General features: G+C 33.1%; 21 protein-coding genes. All 21 read left to right on the top strand.

Features of this window, described 5'->3' with window-relative positions:
• Window positions 1-24 precede the first annotated feature (24 nt).
• Window positions 25-924: a glycosyltransferase family 2 protein gene (locus FYC62_RS11620; protein ID WP_149075030.1), complete on the top strand. Its 900-nt coding sequence runs from the start codon at window positions 25-27 to the stop codon at window positions 922-924.
• The gene (locus FYC62_RS11615) at window positions 924-1,796 is read left to right on the top strand and encodes a glycosyltransferase family 2 protein (protein ID WP_149075029.1); all 873 of its coding nucleotides are present in this window, start codon (window positions 924-926) and stop codon (window positions 1,794-1,796) included. Before FYC62_RS11620 ends, FYC62_RS11615 begins: the two co-directional genes overlap by 1 nt.
• A complete protein-coding gene (locus tag FYC62_RS11610) occupies window positions 1,793-2,788 on the top strand; it encodes a CgeB family protein (RefSeq protein WP_149075028.1) in 996 nt (331 codons plus the stop codon). Before FYC62_RS11615 ends, FYC62_RS11610 begins: the two co-directional genes overlap by 4 nt.
• Window positions 2,789-2,926: 138 nt before the next feature.
• Window positions 2,927-3,949: an EpsG family protein gene (locus FYC62_RS11605; protein WP_149075027.1), complete on the top strand. Its 1,023-nt coding sequence runs from the start codon at window positions 2,927-2,929 to the stop codon at window positions 3,947-3,949.
• A gap of 13 nt (window positions 3,950-3,962) precedes the next feature.
• Complete coding sequence (locus FYC62_RS11600; RefSeq protein WP_149075026.1) at window positions 3,963-4,958, top strand: glycosyltransferase; 996 nt, start codon at window positions 3,963-3,965, stop codon at window positions 4,956-4,958.
• Window positions 4,959-4,969: 11 nt separating this feature from the next.
• The gene (locus FYC62_RS11595; RefSeq protein ID WP_149075025.1) at window positions 4,970-6,118 is read left to right on the top strand and encodes a glycosyltransferase family 4 protein; all 1,149 of its coding nucleotides are present in this window, start codon (window positions 4,970-4,972) and stop codon (window positions 6,116-6,118) included.
• 4 nt (window positions 6,119-6,122) lie between these two features.
• The gene (locus FYC62_RS11590) at window positions 6,123-6,944 is read left to right on the top strand and encodes a glycosyltransferase family 2 protein (protein WP_149075024.1); all 822 of its coding nucleotides are present in this window, start codon (window positions 6,123-6,125) and stop codon (window positions 6,942-6,944) included.
• Window positions 6,941-7,120 (top strand): hypothetical protein, encoded by a 180-nt coding sequence (locus FYC62_RS11585; protein WP_149075023.1) that lies wholly within the window; start codon window positions 6,941-6,943, stop codon window positions 7,118-7,120. The genes FYC62_RS11590 and FYC62_RS11585 overlap by 4 nt, the downstream gene beginning before the upstream one ends.
• A gap of 105 nt (window positions 7,121-7,225) precedes the next feature.
• On the top strand, window positions 7,226-7,639 hold the full coding sequence (locus tag FYC62_RS11580; RefSeq protein ID WP_205943719.1) for a Fic family protein: 414 nt from the start codon (window positions 7,226-7,228) through the stop codon (window positions 7,637-7,639).
• Window positions 7,640-7,855: 216 nt separating this feature from the next.
• Window positions 7,856-8,203: a type II toxin-antitoxin system RelE/ParE family toxin gene (locus tag FYC62_RS11575; RefSeq protein ID WP_149075022.1), complete on the top strand. Its 348-nt coding sequence runs from the start codon at window positions 7,856-7,858 to the stop codon at window positions 8,201-8,203.
• A 1-nt stretch (window position 8,204) separates the two neighbouring features.
• Window positions 8,205-8,528, top strand: coding sequence for a helix-turn-helix domain-containing protein (locus FYC62_RS11570; protein WP_026904676.1), 324 nt, complete (start codon window positions 8,205-8,207; stop codon window positions 8,526-8,528).
• 5 nt (window positions 8,529-8,533) lie between these two features.
• Window positions 8,534-9,634, top strand: coding sequence for a Fic family protein (locus tag FYC62_RS11565; protein ID WP_149075021.1), 1,101 nt, complete (start codon window positions 8,534-8,536; stop codon window positions 9,632-9,634).
• Window positions 9,635-9,648: 14 nt separating this feature from the next.
• A complete protein-coding gene (locus FYC62_RS11560; RefSeq protein WP_205943718.1) occupies window positions 9,649-10,539 on the top strand; it encodes an NAD-dependent epimerase/dehydratase family protein in 891 nt (296 codons plus the stop codon).
• 1,741 nt (window positions 10,540-12,280) lie between these two features.
• A complete protein-coding gene (vapB, locus tag FYC62_RS11555) occupies window positions 12,281-12,490 on the top strand; it encodes a type II toxin-antitoxin system VapB family antitoxin (protein WP_149075019.1) in 210 nt (69 codons plus the stop codon).
• A complete protein-coding gene (locus FYC62_RS11550) occupies window positions 12,490-12,876 on the top strand; it encodes a type II toxin-antitoxin system VapC family toxin (protein WP_205943717.1) in 387 nt (128 codons plus the stop codon). The genes vapB and FYC62_RS11550 overlap by 1 nt, the downstream gene beginning before the upstream one ends.
• Window positions 12,877-13,756: 880 nt before the next feature.
• A complete protein-coding gene (locus FYC62_RS11545) occupies window positions 13,757-14,953 on the top strand; it encodes an ATP-binding protein (protein WP_149075018.1) in 1,197 nt (398 codons plus the stop codon).
• Window positions 14,954-15,003: 50 nt separating this feature from the next.
• The gene (locus FYC62_RS11540; RefSeq protein ID WP_149075017.1) at window positions 15,004-15,993 is read left to right on the top strand and encodes an MraY family glycosyltransferase; all 990 of its coding nucleotides are present in this window, start codon (window positions 15,004-15,006) and stop codon (window positions 15,991-15,993) included.
• Window positions 15,994-16,057: 64 nt separating this feature from the next.
• The gene (locus FYC62_RS11535; protein ID WP_149075016.1) at window positions 16,058-17,998 is read left to right on the top strand and encodes a polysaccharide biosynthesis protein; all 1,941 of its coding nucleotides are present in this window, start codon (window positions 16,058-16,060) and stop codon (window positions 17,996-17,998) included.
• Complete coding sequence (locus FYC62_RS11530) at window positions 17,973-19,004, top strand: glycosyltransferase family 2 protein (protein WP_149075015.1); 1,032 nt, start codon at window positions 17,973-17,975, stop codon at window positions 19,002-19,004. Before FYC62_RS11535 ends, FYC62_RS11530 begins: the two co-directional genes overlap by 26 nt.
• Window positions 19,005-19,011: 7 nt before the next feature.
• Window positions 19,012-20,628, top strand: a complete 1,617-nt coding sequence (locus FYC62_RS11525) for a capsule assembly Wzi family protein (RefSeq protein ID WP_149075014.1) — start codon at window positions 19,012-19,014, stop codon at window positions 20,626-20,628.
• Between the two features lie 18 nt (window positions 20,629-20,646).
• Window positions 20,647-21,912 (top strand): glycosyltransferase family 4 protein, encoded by a 1,266-nt coding sequence (locus FYC62_RS11520; protein WP_149075013.1) that lies wholly within the window; start codon window positions 20,647-20,649, stop codon window positions 21,910-21,912.
• The last annotated feature ends 9 nt before the right edge of the window (window positions 21,913-21,921 follow it).

Here is a 21,921-nt window from a genome sequence, read left to right as displayed (position 1 = left end):
TTTACTTACTTGGTGCCATGTTAAATGATACAAATCTCGATAATAATCGTAAATTATAATACTAAAGAATTGCTACAGCAATGTCTTTCTTCCATATATAGTACAACAAAATTTACTTCTTTTGAAGTTATTGTCGTAGACAATAATTCTAAGGATGAATCTTGGGAAATGTTAAAATTATTATTTCCAGAGGTAAACTGCATTCAATTAAGGCAAAATATAGGATTTGGTAGGGCTAACAACATAGGTGTAGAAAATGCAAATGGCGAGTTTGTTTTTTTATTGAATTCAGATACTCTATTGACAGAAAATACTATTAAAATTCTTTACGATTTTTTTACTGCTAATGAGCATGCTTTATCATTGGGGGTATTAGGTTGCAAGTTAGTAGATGAATCAGGGCAAACTATGAATTCTGGAGGGGGATTTCCAAGTATTGTAAATGATCTTAAAGAGTATTATTATTTAATTGCTGAAAAGATGCTAAAAATGAAATATGAGGAGCGTGATTCTTATGATTTTACTTTACCGTTTTTTGAAATTGATTATGTAATAGGTGCGGATATGTTTATGCGTAAACACTTGTATAAATCTGTTGGTGGTTTCGATCCTACTTATTTTATGTACTATGAAGAATCGGACATGCAGATAAGGATAAGAAAATTGGGTTATAAGTGTTTTATTACAACTAAGACTTCTATTATACATTTGGAAGGAGGAAGTACGAGTAGAATTAAATTTTCACAGTTTAAGAGAGTAATTAATCAAGTAAGCCGCAATTATTATTTTAGAAAAAATGAACGAAAAAATTACAAATTATATGTTGTTGTAGACATGTTGTTAAATATTACACGTATATTCAACAAAAATTATACTTTTAAAGAAAACCTGGATTTCATAATCAAAAACATTAAGTCATATTGATGGAATGTTCAATAATTATAGTAAACTTTAATACAAAAGATTTTGTATCAAATTGCATAAGATCTATTGTTGAACATACAACTGATGTTGTCTACGAAATTATAGTGGTTGATAATGGGTCTTATGATGGATCACAAGAGGAAATTAAGACGAATTTTCCACAGGTCCAATTGATTGAATCAGAAAAAAATTTGGGATTCGGAAAGGCAAACAATTTGGCTGCTAAATTCGCTAAGGGTGATTATTTATTTTTTTTAAATTCTGATACTTTATTACTTAATAACGTGATTAAATTTTTTTTAAACTATTTCCGTCAAAATGTTTACCGAAAGCTAGGATGTATTGGATGCAATCTTTTGGGAGAAGACTATAAAATTAATGGAAATGGAGGTCAGTTTCCCAAAATTAGTCACCTTTTAAAAAGTAGGTTTTATGCTTTAAGGTTTAAATTCTTCGATAAAGACATCGAAAAAATATTCTGTGATAAGATAGACTATATATTAGGAGCGGATATATTTATGCCTCATCAGATTTTTAAAGAGGTTAATGGTTTTGACGAACGGTTCTTTATGTATTTTGAGGAGTCAGACCTGCAATTGAGGGTAGCTCAGCTTGGTTATGCTATAGAAATAATAGAAGGTCCTAGAATTATACACTTAGAAGGTAAATCTTCATATAACTCTATCCGGAAGATGATTATGGTACAAGAAAGTGCATATAAATATTATTATAAAAATCGGCCGTTTTGGGAATATTATCTTCTTAAATTAATCGGAGTGCTTGATTCATTTTTATTACTTTTTAAATCTTCCTACACTTTTAAAGACTTTATTACTTATTTGAAATTTAATCTTCAACCAAAGAAAAAATGAAAGTTGCGTTAATCGGAAATAAGGGATTTGATACAATTGAATATCACACTGCAGACGCCTTAAAACATCTAGGCCATCATGTATACCACGTAGACATGTCCGATCAAATCGATATTAAATACCTATATAACTATTGGTTTTCAAAATTCATACCCCACTATGTAGAGTATCTTTTTAATAATTTGGCAAAAAAGATAATCAGCTATGAACCTGATTTAGTTATTGGAACATATCGATTTATTCCGATTGTTACCATTCAAAAAATTAAAGCAGCACTTAATGGAATCCCTATTGTTCAGTTAAACCCGGATGCTCTAACTACATTTGAAAAGCAACAGATATTTTATTCACCTTACGATTTTTTTTTTACTAAAGATCCTTATATTGTTGATTTTATGAAAAAAAAAGCATCGTTAAATGCTCATTACTTGCCGGAGGCATTTAATCAACGTGTACATAAGATGCCTAAGAAGAGCAGAACTGACTTAGAGCGTGATATTAATATTGACGTTTTAGCGTTTGGATCCATATATCCTTATCGAGCAAGACTGTTAAAAAAGCTGATTTCAGTTGGTCTTAGGCCGACAATTTTTGGAGATAATCAGACTAAGGACCAAGAACTAAAAGAGTTTTTTAAAAATGAATGGATAACTGGTGATAGAAAGAGCGAAGTATTGGTAGGGGCAAAGATTGTTTTTAACAATTTTCATTATGCTGAAATAGACTCAGTAAATTGTAAATTCTTTGAGATAGCTGGCGCTGGTGGCTTTCAAATTTGTGATTGGAAACCTACTATTAATGAATATTCTGCGATTGATTCATCTTGTTTTACTTTTGGATGTATAGATCAAGCTATCGAGCATATAAATTATTACATAAATAAGCCAGCGCTTAGATATGAGATGGCAACCTTACAGCGTGAACATTTTTTATTAAATCATACCTATGATGTTAGGGTAAAGCAAATGTTAGATATAGTTTATAAATGTTAAATAAATGGCTTAGCTTTTTACTATTTTCCACTAACTATTTTATATATACAGGCTTTGGGTATTTATCTGTTTACATATTTCACATTGTTGAGCTTTTCGATTTTAGAAGTTTATTATCAACTTTCTAAAAGCTTGAAGATGACCTTTCTGATATTAACATATCTTCTAATTTCTTTTCAGATCGGATTAAGATGGGAAACAGGTACCGATTGGATACCCTATCTAGTCCATTTTGAAAGTATTGATACTATCGAAAGTACTTCTCCATTGAACACGGGGATGGAATTTGGATATAGCATCCTTTGTTGGCTAGTTAAACTATTTACTAATAAATATACTTTATTGTTAATAGTACATTCACTAATTTATTATGCCTTTATTTTTAAAGGGATTAAAAAGCTTTCACCATATATATTTCCATCTATACTTTTATTCTATGCATTTACTATGGGTGTTATGGGCTCCCATCGGCAACTTTTAGCCATTTCTTTTGTTTTATACTCAATAAAGTTTATTATTAATAGAGACATCTATCGTTTTTTTGGTTGTATTCTCTTTGCTACCGCATTTCACACAACAGCAATTATATGCATCCCGATTTATTTTCTAAACACTTCGTGGAATAAATATTTGTTAATGGGTTTAATTTTCGGTGCTTTCTTACTTGGAAGAACATCTCTACCTTATGATGCATTTAAAGTATTAAGTAGTTTTGGGGGCGTTGGTGATAAAGTAATGTTTTATTTAGAAGGTGGTATAGAAAATGCAAAGGAATATAGTGTAAGCACAATAGGATTGATTAAGCGTATAGTTTTTGTCATAATATTTATTTATGCAAGAAAGATATTGACCTTGAAAATGCCGTACTATAATCTTATTCTTAATACCTATATCTTAGGCATACTACTTTACTTTCTATTCTCTAGTTCCCTAACGATATTAGTGAGTAGGGGTAGTCTATATTTTAATATGTTTGAGCCAATACTCATTGTAAGTCAGTTTTTATTGTTTAAAAGCCATAATGATAAGATTATTGTAATGTTGCTGATTTTCTTTCTAAGCATTTTATATTTCTTTCAATCAATTGCTCAATATCCAGATCTTTTTATACCATACAAAGGATTGTTTATTAACTCAGAATATACTAGAGATTTAAGATGACTTTAATATAAATATGAATATTAGTTACTTTTACCGTAGTCCTAAAGCAGGTTACAGCATTGGAAAAGTTTTCCGAACATTAGTAACCGAGGTATCTAATAGAAATAATGTGAATGAATATGTTGTCCCTGCTCGAAGGGCTGATGTTTTAAGCTTAATTAGAAACATAATTTTTGTATTTAAAAATCGTAATAGAAAAGGTATCAATCACATTACGGGAGATATACATTACTGTATGTTGGGCTTGATTGGGTGCCGGACTGTACTAACCGTTCATGATTTAAGTATGTTAGATTGCGAAACCAATATATTTAAAAAGAAGTTAATAAAATTGTTGTGGTTTACGATTCCTTTTTTTCTGGCGGAAAAGGTGGTATGTATATCACATCATACTTATAATCAAGTAGTTAAATTAGTAGATAGCAATAAAGTGCGTATGATTCATAATCCTGTGGATCCATCGTTTAAGTATAGTCCGAAAAGTTTCAACATCTCCTGTCCGGCTATATTGCAAGTGGGAACTGGATGGAACAAGAATTTAGATAATATTATAGAGGTAATTAGGGATTTTAATTGCACATTAATTATTATTGGAAGTGTGGCACTTGAACAGGAATTACGAATGAAGGATTATGGTATTAGTTATCTTATCAAAGAAGGCCTCTCTGATATTGAACTTATTTCGGAATATCAGGCTTGTGATATTGTCAGTTTTTGCTCTATATATGAAGGTTTTGGTATGCCAATAATTGAAGGCAATGCAATAGGGCGTTGCGTCCTAACTTCTGATATTGAGCCTATGCCTGAAGTTGCCGGAGACGCTGCATGTTTTGTTGATCCAAGAGATAAAGAATCGATTCTTAAAGGGTTAATCAAAATTACATCTGATCATAAATATAGATTTGATTTGATAGAGGCTGGTAAATCAAATGCTGAGAGATTTAATATTAACAGAATTGCACATCTCTACGAACTGGTTTATATGGAATTGAGTCACAATTTAAATTAAAAGTCGATCAGATGAAAAAAGTAGGAAGAGTTCTTGTTAATGCCTCCATCCTAAGCAAGCAGTTAAATGGTGTAAGCGTGTACACAATAGAAGTATTGAAAAAATTAATCAATCACTTTCAAACTGATAAAATCGATTTTACCATCTATAGCTATGATGTTGAGCATTTAGAATTTATTCCGCAAATAAATGTTGAATATATTAGACTTCCTGCAATTCTTGAAAAAATTTTTTGCAAGAAGCGTTCGTTGCATAGGATTCTCTGGAACTGGTTAGTACTTAAAAAAATTGCTCTTGGATATGATGTTGTTTATAGCCCCTCTACTCACGGTTTTTTTGCTGGAACATCGCAGCAGGTGATTACAATTCATGATCTTATTTGCCTTAATTACCCAAGACAGAACAAAATGCAATATTTTTATTTCAAGTATTTGGTACCCAAAATTATAAAAAAATCTAAAGTAATAGCTATTTCCAATTTTACACGACACGAAGTCTTAACAAAATATAATATTAGTGACAATCAAATCTCAACGATATATAATGGCGCAGATCATTTTTATAACCGTCAATCACAACAGGTAAATAAATCAAGTGAAGTATTTGGTTTTAATCTCAAGACTGAGAAGTATTTTCTAACAGTTGGAGCTAATTATCCACATAAGAATATTATGATGTTGCTAGAAGTGGCAAACTCTCTTAAAGGAAGTGGTTATAAATTTGTAATTGTAGGGTGCAATGGAAGTTATAGAGTTGCCGTTGAAAAGGCAATTCAAGAAAAATTATTAACCAATATAATACTTATGCCGTATGTAAGCAATGACGAATTGTCGAGTTTATATGAGTATAGTATTGCTAATATTTATATCAGTTTACTTGAAGGATTTGGATTCCCTCCGATAGAAGCATCATTCTATAAAAAAATTTCTTTTGTAGCTAATACCTCTTGCATGCCTGAAATTTATGGGGACTCTGTAATCTATGTTGACCCTTACAATTTGATGGATATTTTGGAAAAAATCACGTTATTCATTAACGGTGATATAGATCAAGAAAAGTATTCCTCCCATTTGAAAAAGCTTAAACTTATGTATGAATGGCGGAAAACCGCAGATAGCATTTTTGATCTTATAATTAATACGCTAAATGAACAAAACTAATATAATGAAAATCTCAGGAAGTATTGTCTTATTCAAGCATACGATTGGACAGCTGATGAAACTATTAGCTAGTTTATATAGTTCGAATATGAAACTCTTTCTAATTGATAACTCTAAGATTGAAATATTGGGAGATTCGACATTAAATTGTTCAAGAAAAATAGAATTAATATACATCCACAACCCCTCAAATCCTGGCTTCGGTGCCGCTCACAACATCGCCATAAAAAAGGCAATCGATGCTGGTTCAAAATACCATTTTATTATCAATCCAGATATTATTATTGAAGAAGACGTTTTTACTCCAATGATTAACTACATGGAGCAGAATCCAGATGTTGGAATGTTGATGCCTAAAGTTTTAAATGAAGATGGGACTATTCAGCATCTACCAAAATTATTACCTCATCCTGCTTGGATTTTTAGACGAAAATTAAAAAAGATAGACCTCAATCATCAAAAATTCATCAATAAATATGAATTAAGAGATTTTTCCAAAGATCAAATACTAAACGTTCCAATACTTTCAGGATGTTTCACTTTACTAAGATTGGATGCTATTAAGGAAGTAGGAATGTATGACGAAAATTTTTTCATGTATTTTGAGGATTTTGATTTATCAAGACGAATGCATCAAAAATATAAGACAGTTTATTTTCCTGAAGTTTGTGTTTATCATGGTTATGAGGGTGGAGCAAATAAAAGTTTTAAGTTGTTTAAAATATTTTTAAAGTCTATGTTTACCTATTTCAATAAGTGGGGATGGTTTAATGATAAGGAGAGAAAGGAAATGAATAAAAGTACTTTAGAGCAGTTTAAATCATGAAACTAACCATTACCGGTACCTTCGGCTTAAATGGTCAAAATCTTATTCCATACCTTGCTGATTACGAGATTTGTAAACTATCTTTAAGAGATGTTCCCAATCAAGAAATATATTTAGATAGTACAGAAGCCACCATCCACCTAGCTGCTAAAGCGTATGATTTAAAAAACGTTTAAAGCAGTTTATTCTGTTTATAACGCTATTTTAAGTACAGCTACTATTTCCAGAATAGCAATAGATTATACATAAGCATTCTTATATTTGAGTAAAAAGTAAATATTTTGATAACTAAAATACAGTTAAGAGAACTTTTGCTAGATCTTGAATCAGATAGGGTAGAGCGTACTGTTTCTACAAATAATACACAAAAGTTCGCTATTGCTATTTGTGCCTTTGCAAATGATTTTTCTAAAGTAACTGTTTTTGAAGTTAAGGTACCTATTTCTTCGCATTATTTAGCCTTTACCGACCTAGTCATTCAACTGTTGAAATTACTAGCTCAAGGAGAATTATCTTCCAGCGAAATGCGAGCCAGATTAGGAATCAAGCATAGAGCTAACTTTAGAGATAACTATATCCATCCAGCCATTTCATTAGGCTTAATTGTTCAAACCATTCCAGAAAAGCCCAATAGCCGCTTACAAAAATATAAGCTAACCGCTAGGGCTATAAAATATTTAGAAAAGATAAAATAATGGATATCATATTGACGGGATCAACAGGGTTCTTAGGAAGGTCAATTTTTTCAACTCTAAAAAGCAAGACATCATCACCTTGGGAAAATCCGATACTTCCATCATCTGCGATTTATTATTTCAAATTTACCAGCTTCCAATCTACTTGACAAATCGAATTTACTGAAAATGATTGTTTCCCAATAAGGAAATATTTATCTTTGACAAAAACTATGAATGAAGCCAAATTTTGACATTGAGTTACTACCAGAAGCAATAGAGTTTTTAGAAAATCTTGATCATAAATCTAGAGAAAAAATTTATTACAATATCAAAAAAGCTCAATTTGTAAACGATAATGAATTATTCAAAAAGCTCAATGACTTCATTTGGGAATTTAGGACTTTGTACAATGGAAAAGCATTCCGACTTTTTTCATTTTGGGTCAAATCAAATGGTAAAGAAACTTTGGTGGTGGCTACACACGGAATTTTAAAGAAAACACAGAAAACCCCAACAAATGAAATTAAAAAGGCGGAAGAAATTAGAAAACAATATTTAGAATACAAAGCAAAAAATAAATAATATGGCGACCAATAAATTTAAAACCGTTTCGCTTGAAACAATGATTGACAAACACATTGGAAAGCGTGGAACAGAAAAGCGAGAAGCATTTGAAAATGAGTTGAGAATTGACTTGTTAGGACAAGCGATAAAACAAGCTCGACAAGAACGAAATATGACCCAAAAAGAATTAGGCGAACTTGTAGGTGTTCAAAAAGCTCAAATTTCAAAAATTGAAAACAGTGTAAAAAATGCAAGATTTGAAACTATTATGAAAGTTTTTGAAGCTTTGGGTGCGAAAGTGAACTTTAATGTGGAACTGAATAACAAAAAGTTAGCGTACTAAAAAGTATGCCGAACACACAACAGCCACAGCCGTTTGCCGCAATGGAGGCTAACGTGGTTAATTCAAGTGAAGTAGCTCTATCAACATTTGTGCTTGGTAGAAGGTTTTGCGCTCCGAAATCCCCTAATGTGGCAAGTTCAGAAAGCCTAAAAGCAGATAATAGAACCATCGTTCAAAAATTAGCCTCATTACGTTTTTTTGATGTTAGATACAATTGTCCAACTCATGCAGGTGTACTATTATTTGGTAAGAGCCCCGAGTTTTTTCTTTTTGGGGCTTATGTTCAATATGTAAGTTTTAAAGGACTAACACTAGGCTCTGAAATAAATAATGAGCTTAAATTCTCTGGAGATTTGTTCTCAGTTCTTTTAAAATTAGATACTTTTATAGAAACTTCTCTTATAAAGAGGCATCCAGTACCTGTTACGGTTCTAAGAGAAGAAACCGTTAAAAATTATTCTTTTTGTGCAATCCGAGAATTAATGATGAACGCAATCATGCATCGTGATTATGAATCAAATACTCCAATTCGCTTTTATGAATATTCAAATCGTATAGAGTTAATGAATCCTGGGAATTTGTATGGTAATGCTCGCCCCGAAAATTTTCCCAATGTAAATGATTATCGTAATCCAGTTATCGCGGAAGCCTTAAAGATTTTAGGCTATGTTAATAGTAAGGTGTCTTTATTCCTTGCTCCTTTATCCTTAAGATTTAGCAGGGGCGTTACCCGGGTAAAAGAGGAATTATTAGAAAATGGCAATGGCTCAGCGCTTTTCGATTTTTCTAAATTAACAGTATTTGAAGTTACAGTACCAATTTCTGCACATTACTTAGCCTTCACCGACCCAGTCACCGACCCAGTCGCCGACCCAGTCATTCAACTGTTGAAATTACTAGCTCAAGGAGAATTATCTTCCAGCGAAATGCGAGCCAGATTAGGAATTAAGCATAGAGCTACCTTTAGAGATAACTATATTCACCCAGCCATTTCATTAGGCTTAATTGTTCAAACCATTCCAGAAAAGCCCAATAGCCGCTTACAAAAATATAAACTTACAGAACGAGCGAGAAAATATCTTAGTGAGAATGTTATAAAAAATTAATTTGCTCTAATATCATGAAACTAACCATCACCGGCACCTCCGGTTTCACCGGACAGAATCTTATTCCATATCTTGCTGAGTACGAGATTTATAAACTATCATTAAGATACGTCCCTAATCAAGAAATATATTTAAACGATAAAGAAGCCATCATCCACCTAGCCGGTAAAGCTCATGATTTGAAAAACGCTTCTCAACCCCAAGATTATTATAATGCAAATTTTGAACTAACCAAGCAGCTTTACGATGCTTTTTTAAAATCAGATGCTCGTAAGTTTATTTATATCAGTTCGGTAAAAGCCGCCGCAGATTCAGTGAATGATATATTAACGGAGGAGATTAAGCCTGACCCTCAAACTCATTATGGAAAATCCAAGTTAATGGCAGAGGAATATATCAAAAGCCAACCATTGCCAGAAGGAAAATCTTATTATATTTTAAGACCCTGTATGATTCATGGTCCGGGTAATAAGGGGAATTTAAACTTGCTTTATAAATTTGTGAGTAAAGGAATTCCATATCCTTTAGCTGCTTTTGAGAATAAACGTTCTTTTCTAAGCATAGAGAATTTTTGTTTTGTGATAAAAGAATTACTAGAAAGAGAGATACCTTCAGGGGTTTATAACTTAGCAGATGATAAGAGCTTAGCAACTAAAGAGCTTGTAGCAGAAATAGCTTTAAGCTTAAACTTAAAGCCAAGGTTGTGGTCAGTTCCCGTTACATTAATTAAAGTGCTAGCGCAGATAGGGGGTGTTTTGAGGTTGCCTTTAAATTCTGAAAGATTAAACAAGCTTACGGAAAGTTATGTAGTTTCTAATAACAAGATTAAAAATGCTTTAGGTAAAGAACTCCCAGTAAGCGCTCGCGAAGGGCTAAGAAAAACTATTCTTTCTTTTAAACAATAAAGAATTACTGTAAATTTTACCTATTGCCGTGGCGCAGCCTACACACAGGCTACACACAGCCTACATACAGGGTTGGGAGTGACTTTGTTTCCCCTTTATCTTAATGCGTATGCAAGGTCTTTCAGTTTTATTTAGAGGATAGCTAGTAGCATTAGCTATAATAATAAGTACTAAACCGAAATTTAGACTTTAAATTTACATGATATATTAAAGTAGTACTTAAAATTTGCATAATACTTTTGCAATGGCAAACTTAGCTGTGAGGATAGCTTTATTTCATTGGTTATGACAATATAGTGCGCTAGACAACATCCAGCTAGGTAATAAAGCCAGTTAAATCTCTGTGAACACTGCGCCCTCTGCGGTTTAAAAAAAAACACTTTAGATAATCAAGGCGATACAATCGCCACACTACGTCAAGAACTCGTTGATTTGTGCATGCGGAGTCGAAGCATTTTAGTCGTCATACACCACCCTTCGACTCCGCTCAGGGTGACAATCCCTTCGACTCCGCTCAGGGTGACAATCCCTTCGACTCCGCTCAGGGTGACAATCCCTTCGACTCCATTAATGGTTTTTGTCACTGCGGTGAACGAAGCTTCTCTAGGATAACCTAAAAGAAGAGATAGCGTCACTACGTTCGCTATGACAACATAGTGCAGTAAACAACATCCAGCTAGGTAATAAAACCAGTTAAATCTCTATGAACACTTCGTCCTCTGCGGTTAAAAAAAAATCTGCGTTTAATAATCAAGGCGATACCATCGCCACTCCATGTTAAGCACTCTTGGCTTTTGTGTCATGCTGAGCGGAGTCGAAGCATTTTAGTCGTCATACACCACCCTTCGACTCCGCTCAGGGTGACAATCCCTTCGACTCCGCTCAGGGTGACAATCCCTTCGACTCCGCTCAGGGTGACAATCCCTTCGACTCCGCTCAGGGTGACAATCCCTTCGACTCCGCTCAGGGTGACAATCCCTTCGACTCCGCTCAGGGTGACAATCCCTTCGACTCCATTAATGGTTTTTGTCACTGCGGTGAACGAAGCTTCTCTAGGATAACCTAAAAGAAGAGATAGCGTCACTACGTTCGCTAAGACAAAATAGTGCAGTAAACAACATCCAGCTAGGTAATAAAACCAGTTAAATCTCTGTGAACACTGCGTCCTCTGCGGTTAAAAAAAAACACTTTAGATAATCAATACGATACAACATCGCCACCCTATGTTAAGAACTCGTTTATTTGTGTCATGCTGAGCAGAGTCGAAGCATTTTAGTCGTCATACACCACCCTTCGACTCCGCTCAGGGTGACAATCCCTTCGACTCCATTCATGGTTTTGTCACTGTGGGGAACGAAGCTTCTCTAGGATAACCTAAAAGAAGAGATAGCGTCACTACGTTCGCTATGACAACATAGTGCACTAACCAACATCCAGCCCGGTAATAAAACCAGTTAAATCTCTGTGAACACTGCGCCCTCTGCGGTTAAAAAAAAACACTTTAGATAATCAAGGCGATACAATCGCCACCCTATGTTAAGAACTCGTTGCAAACGAGCTCAAGAAGTGAAACAAAGTAGTATCCTGTTTCATGCTAAACGAACTTATCTAAATGCGGAATTTCTCTAAATAACTTAATAATTTATTATAGAACCTCACGTTTAGATTAAAATAGTGATATATTTTTCCATAGCTTTTATGTAATATTTTATTACTTTTATTTAAATAATTAAGGATATCAATGAGTACGACTGAAATATTGGAAAAAATTAGGCTTATCCCCGAAAACTACCAACAAGAAGTTGTTGATTTTATTGATTTTATTTTAGAAAAAAAAGTAAAAAAAACTTCCATTTCATCCAAGAAAAGACCTTTAGGTTTATTAAAAGGTAGAATGAAGATGAGTGACTCATTTGACGATCCCCTTGAGGATTTTAAAAGTTATATGTAGTGAAAGGGTTTTTATTAGATACGCATACCTTACTTTGGATGCAAGATAATCATTCTTCTTTGTCTAGTAATTCCATTAAGATTCTTACAGACGCTAATCAGAGTCTTTATGTCAGTATAGCAAGTTTTTGGGAAATTGCCATTAAACAGTCGCTAGGGAAACTTAATTTATCTTATAGTTTACAGGAACTCCATGAAGCTTGTGTAAAAAGCGATATTGAAATTTTACCTATCCTTATGAGCGAATTGGATATACTTAAAGATTTACCATTCATTCACAGAGACCCATTTGATCGGTTAATCATTTCGACAGCTATAAGTTATAATTTTGTTTTAATCTCTAAAGATGAACAGCTTAAAAAATATCCCTTAGAGGTGATATGGTAACTCTTTGAACACTGCGCCGTCTGCGGTTAAAAAAACACTTTAGATAATCAAGGCGATACAATCGCCACCCTACGTTAAGAACTCGTTGATTTGTGTCATGCTGAGCGGAGTCGAAGCATTTTAGTCGTCATACACCACCCTTCGACTCCGCTCAGGGTGACAATCCCTTCGGCTCCGCTCAGGGTGACAATCCCTTCGACTCCATTCATGGTTTTTGTCACTGCGGTGAACGAAGCTTCTCTAGGATAACCTAAAAGAAGAGATAGCGTCACTACGTTCGCTATGACAACATAGTGCACTAAACAACATCCAGCTAGGTAATAAAACCAGTTAAATCTCTGAGAACACTGCGCCGTCTGCGGTTAAAAAAACACTTTAGATAATCAAGGCGATACAATCGCCACACTATGTTAAGAACTCTTGGCTTTTGTGTCATGCTGAGCGGAGTCGAAGCATTTTAGTCGTCATACACCACCCTTCGACTCCGCTCAGGGTGACAATCCCTTCGACTCCGCTCAGGGTGACAATCCCTTCGACTCCGCTCAGGGTGACAATCCCTTCGACTCCGCTCAGGGTGACAATCCCTTCGACTCCGCTCAGGGTGACAATCCCTTCGACTCCATTCATGGTTTTTGTCACTGCGGTGAACGAAGCTTCTCTACGGTAACCTGCAAGAAGAGATAAATCACTACGTTCGAGATGACAACATAGTGCACTAAACAACATCCAGCTAGGTAATAAAACCAGTTAAATCTCTGTGAACACTGCGCCCTCTGCGGTTAAAAAAATCTGCTTAAGCGAACAAAGACTATAATAATTCCTCATATTGTTCATATAAAATAAACAATATTTTGTATTTTTGTTCATCGTAGTAAACAAAATGGAATTTTTATTTGAAAAATATCAGCAAAAGCTAAAGTATACCAGTCTTTCATATACACGTTCTATGATGGATGATATTGATTGGAACGCCAGATTAATAGGTATAAAAGGAGCAAGAGGAATTGGTAAAACAACTCTTTTACTACAGTATATAAAGTTAAACCTATCAGATAAATTATCTCAAACTTTATATATAAGCTTAGACGATATATGGTTTAATAACCATCTTTTATCTGATTTAGTGAATGATTTTGTTAGAAAAGGGGGTGCATATTTATTTCTAGATGAAGTTCATAAATATAAAGGATGGGCACAAGAGCTAAAGAATATTTACGATGATTATCCCCAACTTAAAGTGGTTTTTACGGGTTCATCCTTACTTGAAATCTTAAATGCTAGAGCAGATTTAAGCAGAAGAGCGGTTGTATACCAGATGCAGGGTTTTTCGTTTAGAGAGTATATTGCTTTAGAAACAGGTATAAAATTTGAAAAGCTTACGCTTGAAAGGATTCTAGAAAATCATATTCAAGAAGCGAGTATGATTAATAACCAAATTAAACCTTTCCAATACTTTGATGATTATATAAAGCAAGGATATTATCCTTTTTATCAGGAACAACCTAATTTATATAGTTCCCGATTAGGAGAAGTCATCAATATGATTTTGGAAATAGAATTGCCTTTGTTAAGAGGTGTGGATATATCTTATATTGCAAAAATTAAGCAATTATTAATGATTATCGCCGAATCAGTACCTTTTATCCCCAATGTGAGTAAATTAAGTGAAAGGATTGGCATTAATAGGGCAACGTTACTGAGTTATTTCCACTATCTAGATGAGATTAATTTAACAAAAAATCTTTTTAGAGATACAAAAGGTGTAAGTCTATTACAAAAACCTTCTAAGGTATATCTGGAAAATACAAACCTAAGCTTTGCTATAAGCCCCCAAAATGTAAATAAAGGAAATTTGCGAGAAACATTTTTCATTAATCAAGTAGCTTTTTTACACGAGCTTAATTATACAGACAAAGGCGATTTTAAAGTTAATAATCAATATACTTTTGAGATAGGAGGAAGAGATAAAGGCTTTAAGCAGGTTGCTGGCTTAGAGGGTGCTTATATAGTTTCAGATGATATTGAATATGGTTTTGCGCAAAAAATTCCACTGTGGTTATTTGGCTTCCTATATTGAAATTCATTTGCTCATATTCAAATTGAAAGCAATTTAGCATCTTTGCAAATATGTTAACCTTTGTCATATCCATCATTTGCCTATTTCTGATAGAATTACTTTATTTTAAAATAGCAGATCGTTATAATATCATTGATAAACCTAATCAACGTAGTTCTCATAGTCAGATAACTTTAAGAGGCGGAGGGATTATTTTTCCTCTAGCAATCATTACGGCTTTATTAAATTATCAAGCTACACAGTGGTATTTAACCTTAGCTGTATGTGCTATCGCTTTGATAAGCTTTCTAGACGATATCATCACCTTAAATAATAAAATAAGAATAAGTATACATTTTCTAGCTGTTTTATTGGTGATTTATCAAATCATGTTTAATCAAGATATAAGTTCCTCCTTCCTATCAGAACCCCAAACTTTCATATCGATACTTTTAGCATTCATTATCATCATAGGGATCATCAACGCCTATAATTTTATGGATGGCATAAATGGGATAACCGTTATTTATTCGATAGTTGCCGTAGGGAGCTTTTACCTAATACAGGAAGTAAAAGATATAGCTATTCTGGATACACAGATAATTGTAGTAACAGGAGCCTCACTTCTCGTTTTTGGTTATTTTAATTTAAGGAAGAAAGCTAAAGCCTTTGCAGGCGATGTTGGAAGTATCAGTATGGCCTTATTTATATGCTTTTTTATAGCGCAACTCATTTATCTAACTCAAGATTTTAGATGGATACTGTTATTAGGTATTTATGGCTTAGATGCTGTTGCAACTATATTTTGTAGAGTGTTAAGAAAAGAAAATATTTTTGAAGCTCATCGATCCCATTTCTACCAATTCTTAGCTAACGAGAAAAAGATTTCACATGTTTTTATAGCTTTTGTTTATGGTTTGGTACAATTGGCACTAAATTTAGTAATACTGTATGCAAATGCAATTTTGATATATGGTTTATTTGTGGTAATTATCTTAACTTACATCCTTATAAGATTAAAACTGGAAGGAAAAGAGCGCTTGTTTAGGAACTATGCTTAGCGGATTTAAATTCCCACTAAATAAAAACAAATAGTATATTTGACTTTTTAAATAGAAATTAAATATGTTTAAAAAAATCAATATCGTTCCGAGATGGATAATATTTTGTATTGATCTTTTTTTCTGTGGATTTGCGCTTATTCTAGCCTATCTCCTCAGGTATAATTTTGAAGCTTCACAAATAGATATTTCTGAATTGAGCAGAAATACGCTCATATTTTTAGGCATCAATTGTGTGGTTTTTTTCAATGTAAAAACCTATGCAGGTATTGTAAGATATACCAGCGCTCAAGATTCTTTTAGAATTTTGTTTAGTATTACCATCAGTAATGCGTTTTTTATTTTTTGTAATCTTTTCCTACAATCATTCGATAGGCCTCCTATCATCTCTAATGTGATTGTTGTAATTACAGGGCTTTGCAGCTTCGTTTTATTAATCACTTACCGCGTTTTGGTCAAATACTTCTTCTTGTATATCAAAAATATGCGTCTTGATAAAAGACGGGTGATTATTTATGGTGCTGGAGAAACAGGGGTTGCAACCAAAAGAACATTAGATACAGACCCTACGGTTAATATGAGTGTGATTGCTTTCGTAGATGATGATCCACGTAAAAGAGGTAAGGTTGTAGATAATGTTAAAATATACCATGCAGATGATTTAGAGGGCATCATTGAAGCTGAAAATATTGATGATTTAATTTTCTCTACACACAGAATATCATCCGATAGGAAAAACAAAATTGTTGATTTATGTTTAGATCACAATGTAAAAGTACTAAATGTACCGCCTACCAGAGAATGGGTAAAGGGAACGATTAAAGTTAATCAGATTAAAAATGTTAAAATTGAAGATTTACTGGAAAGAGCGCCCATAACCATTGAAGAAGACGTTTTGAGCTCTCAATTAACAGGGAAAAGAGTTTTGGTAACGGGTGCTGCGGGCTCTATTGGAAGTGAGATTGTAAGACAAGTCGCCAAGTTTAATCCTCAATTAATCATCTTAAATGATATTGCAGAAACAGCTTTGCATGATTTACAATTAGAATTACAAGACAATAACATGTGTAGTAATTTTATTGCCTATATAGGCGATGTGAAAAATAAGCAACGTATGGATAATTTGTTTGAGACTTTCAAACCTCATTATGTTTACCACGCTGCGGCTTACAAACATGTTCCTATGATGGAGGATAATCCTGCCGAGGCTATTTGTACCAATGTTGGCGGGACAAAAAATATTGCAGATTTATCTGTCAAACATGATGTTATTAAGTTTGTGATGGTTTCTACAGATAAAGCGGTTAACCCTACCAATGTGATGGGGGCATCTAAGCGTATTGCAGAAATCTATGTACAAGCCTTCTATACAGCTTTAAATTACGAGTCGCCTGTTTTTGAAAACGGACATAGCTATTTAAATACAAAAAAATCAAACACTAAATTTATTACCACCAGATTTGGTAATGTTTTGGGTTCAAACGGTTCTGTAATTCCGAGATTTAGAGCTCAAATTCAAAAGGGCGGACCTGTTACGGTAACACATCCAGATATTACCCGTTATTTCATGACTATCCCAGAGGCTTGTCGTTTAGTATTAGAAGCAGGTTCTATGGGTAATGGTGGGGAGATTTACATTTTTGATATGGGTAAATCTGTCAAAATTGTAGAGCTTGCTAAGAAGATGATTAAACTTTCTGGCTTAGTGCCTAACCAAGATATTCATATTGAGTTTACCGGGTTAAGGCCAGGGGAAAAGCTTTATGAAGAACTTTTAAATGATTTAGAAAATACCATCCCTACACATCATGAAAAAATCATGATAGCCAAGGTAATTCCTAGGGCATTTGAAAAAGTTAATCAAGATATTCAAGAACTTATTGAGATAGCTTGCAATTATCAGGATAAAGAAGTAGTTAGAAAAATGAAGGATATAGTTCCTGAGTTTAAAAGTAACAACTCTATCTTTGAGGAGCTAGATCAAAAACAAGTCATCAGCGTTTAAAGTATTCAATCAACAAAACCTCAATCATATCAATTCAGGACATTATTCTTATCAAAGTTCTAAGTATAAAGTTAGTGTAATAATACCAACTTATAATAGAAGCCATTTGGTGTCAAATGCTATCAACAGTGTCCTTAATCAAGCCTATAAGAATGTTGAAATTGTGTTAGTTGATGATGGCTCTACTGATGATACTCTTGCTGTAATTCAGCCTTTTTTGCAATTAAATAATTTCAAGTATATTTTTCAAGAAAACAAAGGAAGATCATTTGCTAGAAATCAGGGTTTAATTCATGCTGAAGGAGAGTTTATTCTTTTCTTAGATTCTGATGATTATTTAGAACTAGATGCAATTGATGCATTGGTGAAACTATCATTAGAATATCCAGTAATAAATATCTTTAGTGGAGGTTATAGGTTGTATCAAATTAAGAATGGTCAGTATTTTGAAATCTATAAAAGAAAGTTTGATATACATTTGAGGAATATATTTATTGAACAAATTCAGATGATGATATTGAATATGGGTAATAATATGATTAGAAAAAGTCTAATTGAAGCTTCTGGAGGTTTTAATTGCTCTTTAGAATATGCAGAAGATTGGGAGCTATTACTTAAAATTTGCAGATTTGAAAAAGTTGTATCAACCCAAAAAAATATTTTAAATATTTATCGACATGATGATAACTCTTCCTTTTTTAACATCCAAGAGTCTGTGACAAGTGTTGCACATGCTATGATAAATAAATTAAAAATGGAAGATAGTCAGGACGATGGGATAAGAAAAGCAATTATTGAATTAGAAAAAAGATTGGTTATGGCTTATAACAGAAAAAATAATAAGTATCAGGCTATGATTTACTTCTTTCATGTTTTAAGAAAGGATAGGAGAAATGTTTTGAAGGATACATTTTTTATTCGAGAAATATTTTATCTGCTAATACCGGCTAGTTTACTCATAGTTGCTAGGGGAGTACAATTAAAATTAACATCTAGAAGGAATTGAGCACTTTATGATCAAGAAAATATTTATTACCTCGTTTATTACTATTCTACTTTTTCAGGTAGAGCTACTGCATGGGCAAACTTTTAATCAAAATTTGCAATTCTCACATCAATTTTATCAAAAATTTAATCAAGAGGTTTATCATCCATCTACCAAGATGCATAGCTCTATTAAACCATTTCTTGCCGATAATACACTTATAAAAAATGCTGTTGATTCTTTTTATAACATAGGATTTGATACCATGAAGAGAAGCTGGGCTTATCGTAAATTGTTTCAAGAGCATCTTATACAGGTGAAAAAGAATGAGTTTACCTTTTTTGCTGATTTCTTACCAGATTTGGTTTTAGGTTATGATGAGCAATCAGCAAAAAATATATGGTTAAATACTAGGGGCTATCAAATAGGAGTTACTGTTGGAAGTAAATTTTCTTTTTATACCAGCGGATACGAAAATCAAGGGATTTTCCCAGCTTATCAAGAGCAATTTATAAATGAAAACCGTATAATACCCGGACAAGTAAATGGTAAACTGGCTAATGATATAAAGGATTGGGCCTATACTACTGCATTATTATCTTATACGCCTAATAAATACCTAAACTTCGCTTTAGGATATGATAAAAATTTTATTGGTGATGGTTACCGTTCAATCTTATTATCTGATGTAGCGGCTAACTATTCTTTCTTTAGATTGAGAGCAAGTTTGGGTAATGTTACCTATCAAACCATTTACGCTTATATGCTAGACCCTGGCGCACCACGCCTTACTAGCGATAGGAGATTAGGGGATAGAGGAAAATGGGGAGCTTTCCAATATTTAGATTGGAATGTTTCTAAAAGATTTTCATTAGGACTTTTTCAAGCCATTACCTGGGCTGATGCTGAACCCGAGGGTAAACGTGGTTTTGATTTTAACTATGTACATCCATTTGTTTTTCTCAGACCAATTGAGGGGGCTAACTCTACCTCCCCAGATAAAATGCGATTAGGATTAAATCTTAAGTATGAAGTTTTAGCAAACACCGCTATCTACGGGCAATTTATGATTGATGAATTCACGGCTAAAGAATTTTTCGCGAGAAATGGTTATTGGGCAAATAAATGGGCCTTACAACTAGGGTTTAGAGGTAGTAATTTATTTGGGGTAAAGCGGTTAAATTATTTGGGAGAATTTAATACTGCGAGACCTTATACTTATGCACATTTTGATAGATTATCTAGTTATACTCATTATAATCAACCCTTAGCCCATCCCTTTGGAGCAAATTTTAGAGAATTTGTTGGGATAATCAATTACAGTCTTCATAGATTTGATTTTAACGGACAACTTACTTATGCTTTCTATGGTTTAGATCCTGTAAATCAGAATTTTGGTAAAAACATTTTTCTTTCATATAATACCAGAACTTTAGATTATGGCAGTAAAGTGGGTAATGGAGTACCTACAGACTTTTATTTTGCTAAAGCTAATGTATCTTATTTGATAAATCCTAAGAGTAACTTAAGACTAGAACTTGGGGGGATTCTAAGAACTGAAAAAAATCAGTTAATAAATAGTAATACAGGCATATTTACTTTAGGAATAAGGAGCTCATTTAGAAATTTTTATGATGATTTTTAATGAGGTTAAATTGATTTTGTGAAAAATAACGATACAGAGATCATATTTATTACGGCTCATATCCGCGATAATACAACTTCGGCAGAACGGTATAAGAGTTTTGCTAAAGCATTTATATCCGGATATGAAAATGTTCATATTTATGAGTTTGATTATCCTTGGAAAGAAAAAACATGGATGGGACATGAGACCAATAATGTGGATCAATTAGATTCAAGTATTAGCTCAAATTTGCATGTTATAAAGCCTCAATTAAATCCTTTACAAACCTTAATATTTTTCTTGTTTAGGAAGAATCACTTATTAATTGCTAAAACCCTACATATTTTATATCAAATTTATTTTAGGAGAGATATTAATCATCCGGGTTATAAGACCATACCTCAAAACTTAAAGCAGCTAAAGAAAGGTTTTATCATTGTTTCTGGTGGACCTTTCGGGATTTTTTCTTACGCTGATTACCTCGCCAAGCGGTTAAATTACCAACTTATTTTAGATTATAGAGACCCTTGGACTTATGGCTATAAAGTATTAGGCTCGTTTAAACTCATATATTTATTAAAATTAAAACTTAACAGAAAATTAGAATACCTATACCTTAGTAAAGCAAAATTTGTTAGTACTGTATCTGAAACTTTAAAAAGTTATTATCCTCAAGAGTTTCAAAGTAAAATTCATGTTATTTCTAATGGCTTTAATTATAGTAATGAAGATTTAAGCCTAGAAATACCTGAAAATTTCAATATTGTGTATGCCGGAACCGTTTATGATGATCAATTGATAGATGATACTTTTTTTAAAGCAATGCAACTATTTTTAAATAATTGTAATACCAAGAAGATAAAGCTTCAGTTTTTTGGGTCGTTCTATAATGAGAAGCTTAGAAAGAAGTTAAAAGAGTTTGACTTAGATGATTTTACAGAAATAACCCCAAGATTAAGAAGAGACGAGTTGAAAACGTATTTTAACAATGCCTCTGTATTTCTACATCTTAGATATGGAGATAAAAGTGGTATTATAACTTCAAAGCAAAGTGATTATTTGTTTTTTAGAAAACCTATTCTTTTGCCTGTGAGTGATGAAGGAGATATTGAGAAGAGTATTTTAAATAATCAGGCAGGATATGTTTGTAGTAACGTTAAGGAGAATGTTGATGTTTTAAATAAATTGTATCAGAAATTTCTAAATCAAAATCCAGAACGTATTCTACAATCAGAAGATTTTCTAAATAAAAACTCTAGGGAGTACCAAGCCAATTTACTACTAAAGATGATGGCTTGTTAGTAGAGTAAA

The organism is Pedobacter aquae, assembly GCF_008195825.1.
In the GTDB taxonomy this organism is placed as follows: Bacteria; Bacteroidota; Bacteroidia; order Sphingobacteriales; family Sphingobacteriaceae; genus Pseudopedobacter; species Pseudopedobacter aquae.
This window is presented reverse-complemented; position numbering and strand designations above follow the sequence as displayed.

Excerpts from the sequence above, each read along its gene's own strand:
- FYC62_RS11620 (WP_149075030.1), top strand. The coding sequence starts at position 25 with ATGATACAAATCTCGATAATAATCGTAAATTATAATACTAAAGAATTG.
- FYC62_RS11615 (WP_149075029.1), top strand. The coding sequence starts at position 924 with ATGGAATGTTCAATAATTATAGTAAACTTTAATACAAAAGATTTTGTA.
- FYC62_RS11610 (WP_149075028.1), top strand. The coding sequence starts at position 1,793 with ATGAAAGTTGCGTTAATCGGAAATAAGGGATTTGATACAATTGAATAT.
- FYC62_RS11605 (WP_149075027.1), top strand. The coding sequence starts at position 2,927 with ATGACCTTTCTGATATTAACATATCTTCTAATTTCTTTTCAGATCGGA.
- FYC62_RS11600 (WP_149075026.1), top strand. The coding sequence starts at position 3,963 with ATGAATATTAGTTACTTTTACCGTAGTCCTAAAGCAGGTTACAGCATT.
- FYC62_RS11595 (WP_149075025.1), top strand. The coding sequence starts at position 4,970 with ATGAAAAAAGTAGGAAGAGTTCTTGTTAATGCCTCCATCCTAAGCAAG.
- FYC62_RS11590 (WP_149075024.1), top strand. The coding sequence starts at position 6,123 with ATGAAAATCTCAGGAAGTATTGTCTTATTCAAGCATACGATTGGACAG.
- FYC62_RS11585 (WP_149075023.1), top strand. The coding sequence starts at position 6,941 with ATGAAACTAACCATTACCGGTACCTTCGGCTTAAATGGTCAAAATCTT.
- FYC62_RS11575 (WP_149075022.1), top strand. The coding sequence starts at position 7,856 with ATGAAGCCAAATTTTGACATTGAGTTACTACCAGAAGCAATAGAGTTT.
- FYC62_RS11570 (WP_026904676.1), top strand. The coding sequence starts at position 8,205 with ATGGCGACCAATAAATTTAAAACCGTTTCGCTTGAAACAATGATTGAC.
- FYC62_RS11565 (WP_149075021.1), top strand. The coding sequence starts at position 8,534 with ATGCCGAACACACAACAGCCACAGCCGTTTGCCGCAATGGAGGCTAAC.
- FYC62_RS11560 (WP_205943718.1), top strand. The coding sequence starts at position 9,649 with ATGAAACTAACCATCACCGGCACCTCCGGTTTCACCGGACAGAATCTT.
- vapB (WP_149075019.1), top strand. The coding sequence starts at position 12,281 with ATGAGTACGACTGAAATATTGGAAAAAATTAGGCTTATCCCCGAAAAC.
- FYC62_RS11545 (WP_149075018.1), top strand. The coding sequence starts at position 13,757 with ATGGAATTTTTATTTGAAAAATATCAGCAAAAGCTAAAGTATACCAGT.
- FYC62_RS11540 (WP_149075017.1), top strand. The coding sequence starts at position 15,004 with ATGTTAACCTTTGTCATATCCATCATTTGCCTATTTCTGATAGAATTA.
- FYC62_RS11535 (WP_149075016.1), top strand. The coding sequence starts at position 16,058 with ATGTTTAAAAAAATCAATATCGTTCCGAGATGGATAATATTTTGTATT.
- FYC62_RS11525 (WP_149075014.1), top strand. The coding sequence starts at position 19,012 with ATGATCAAGAAAATATTTATTACCTCGTTTATTACTATTCTACTTTTT.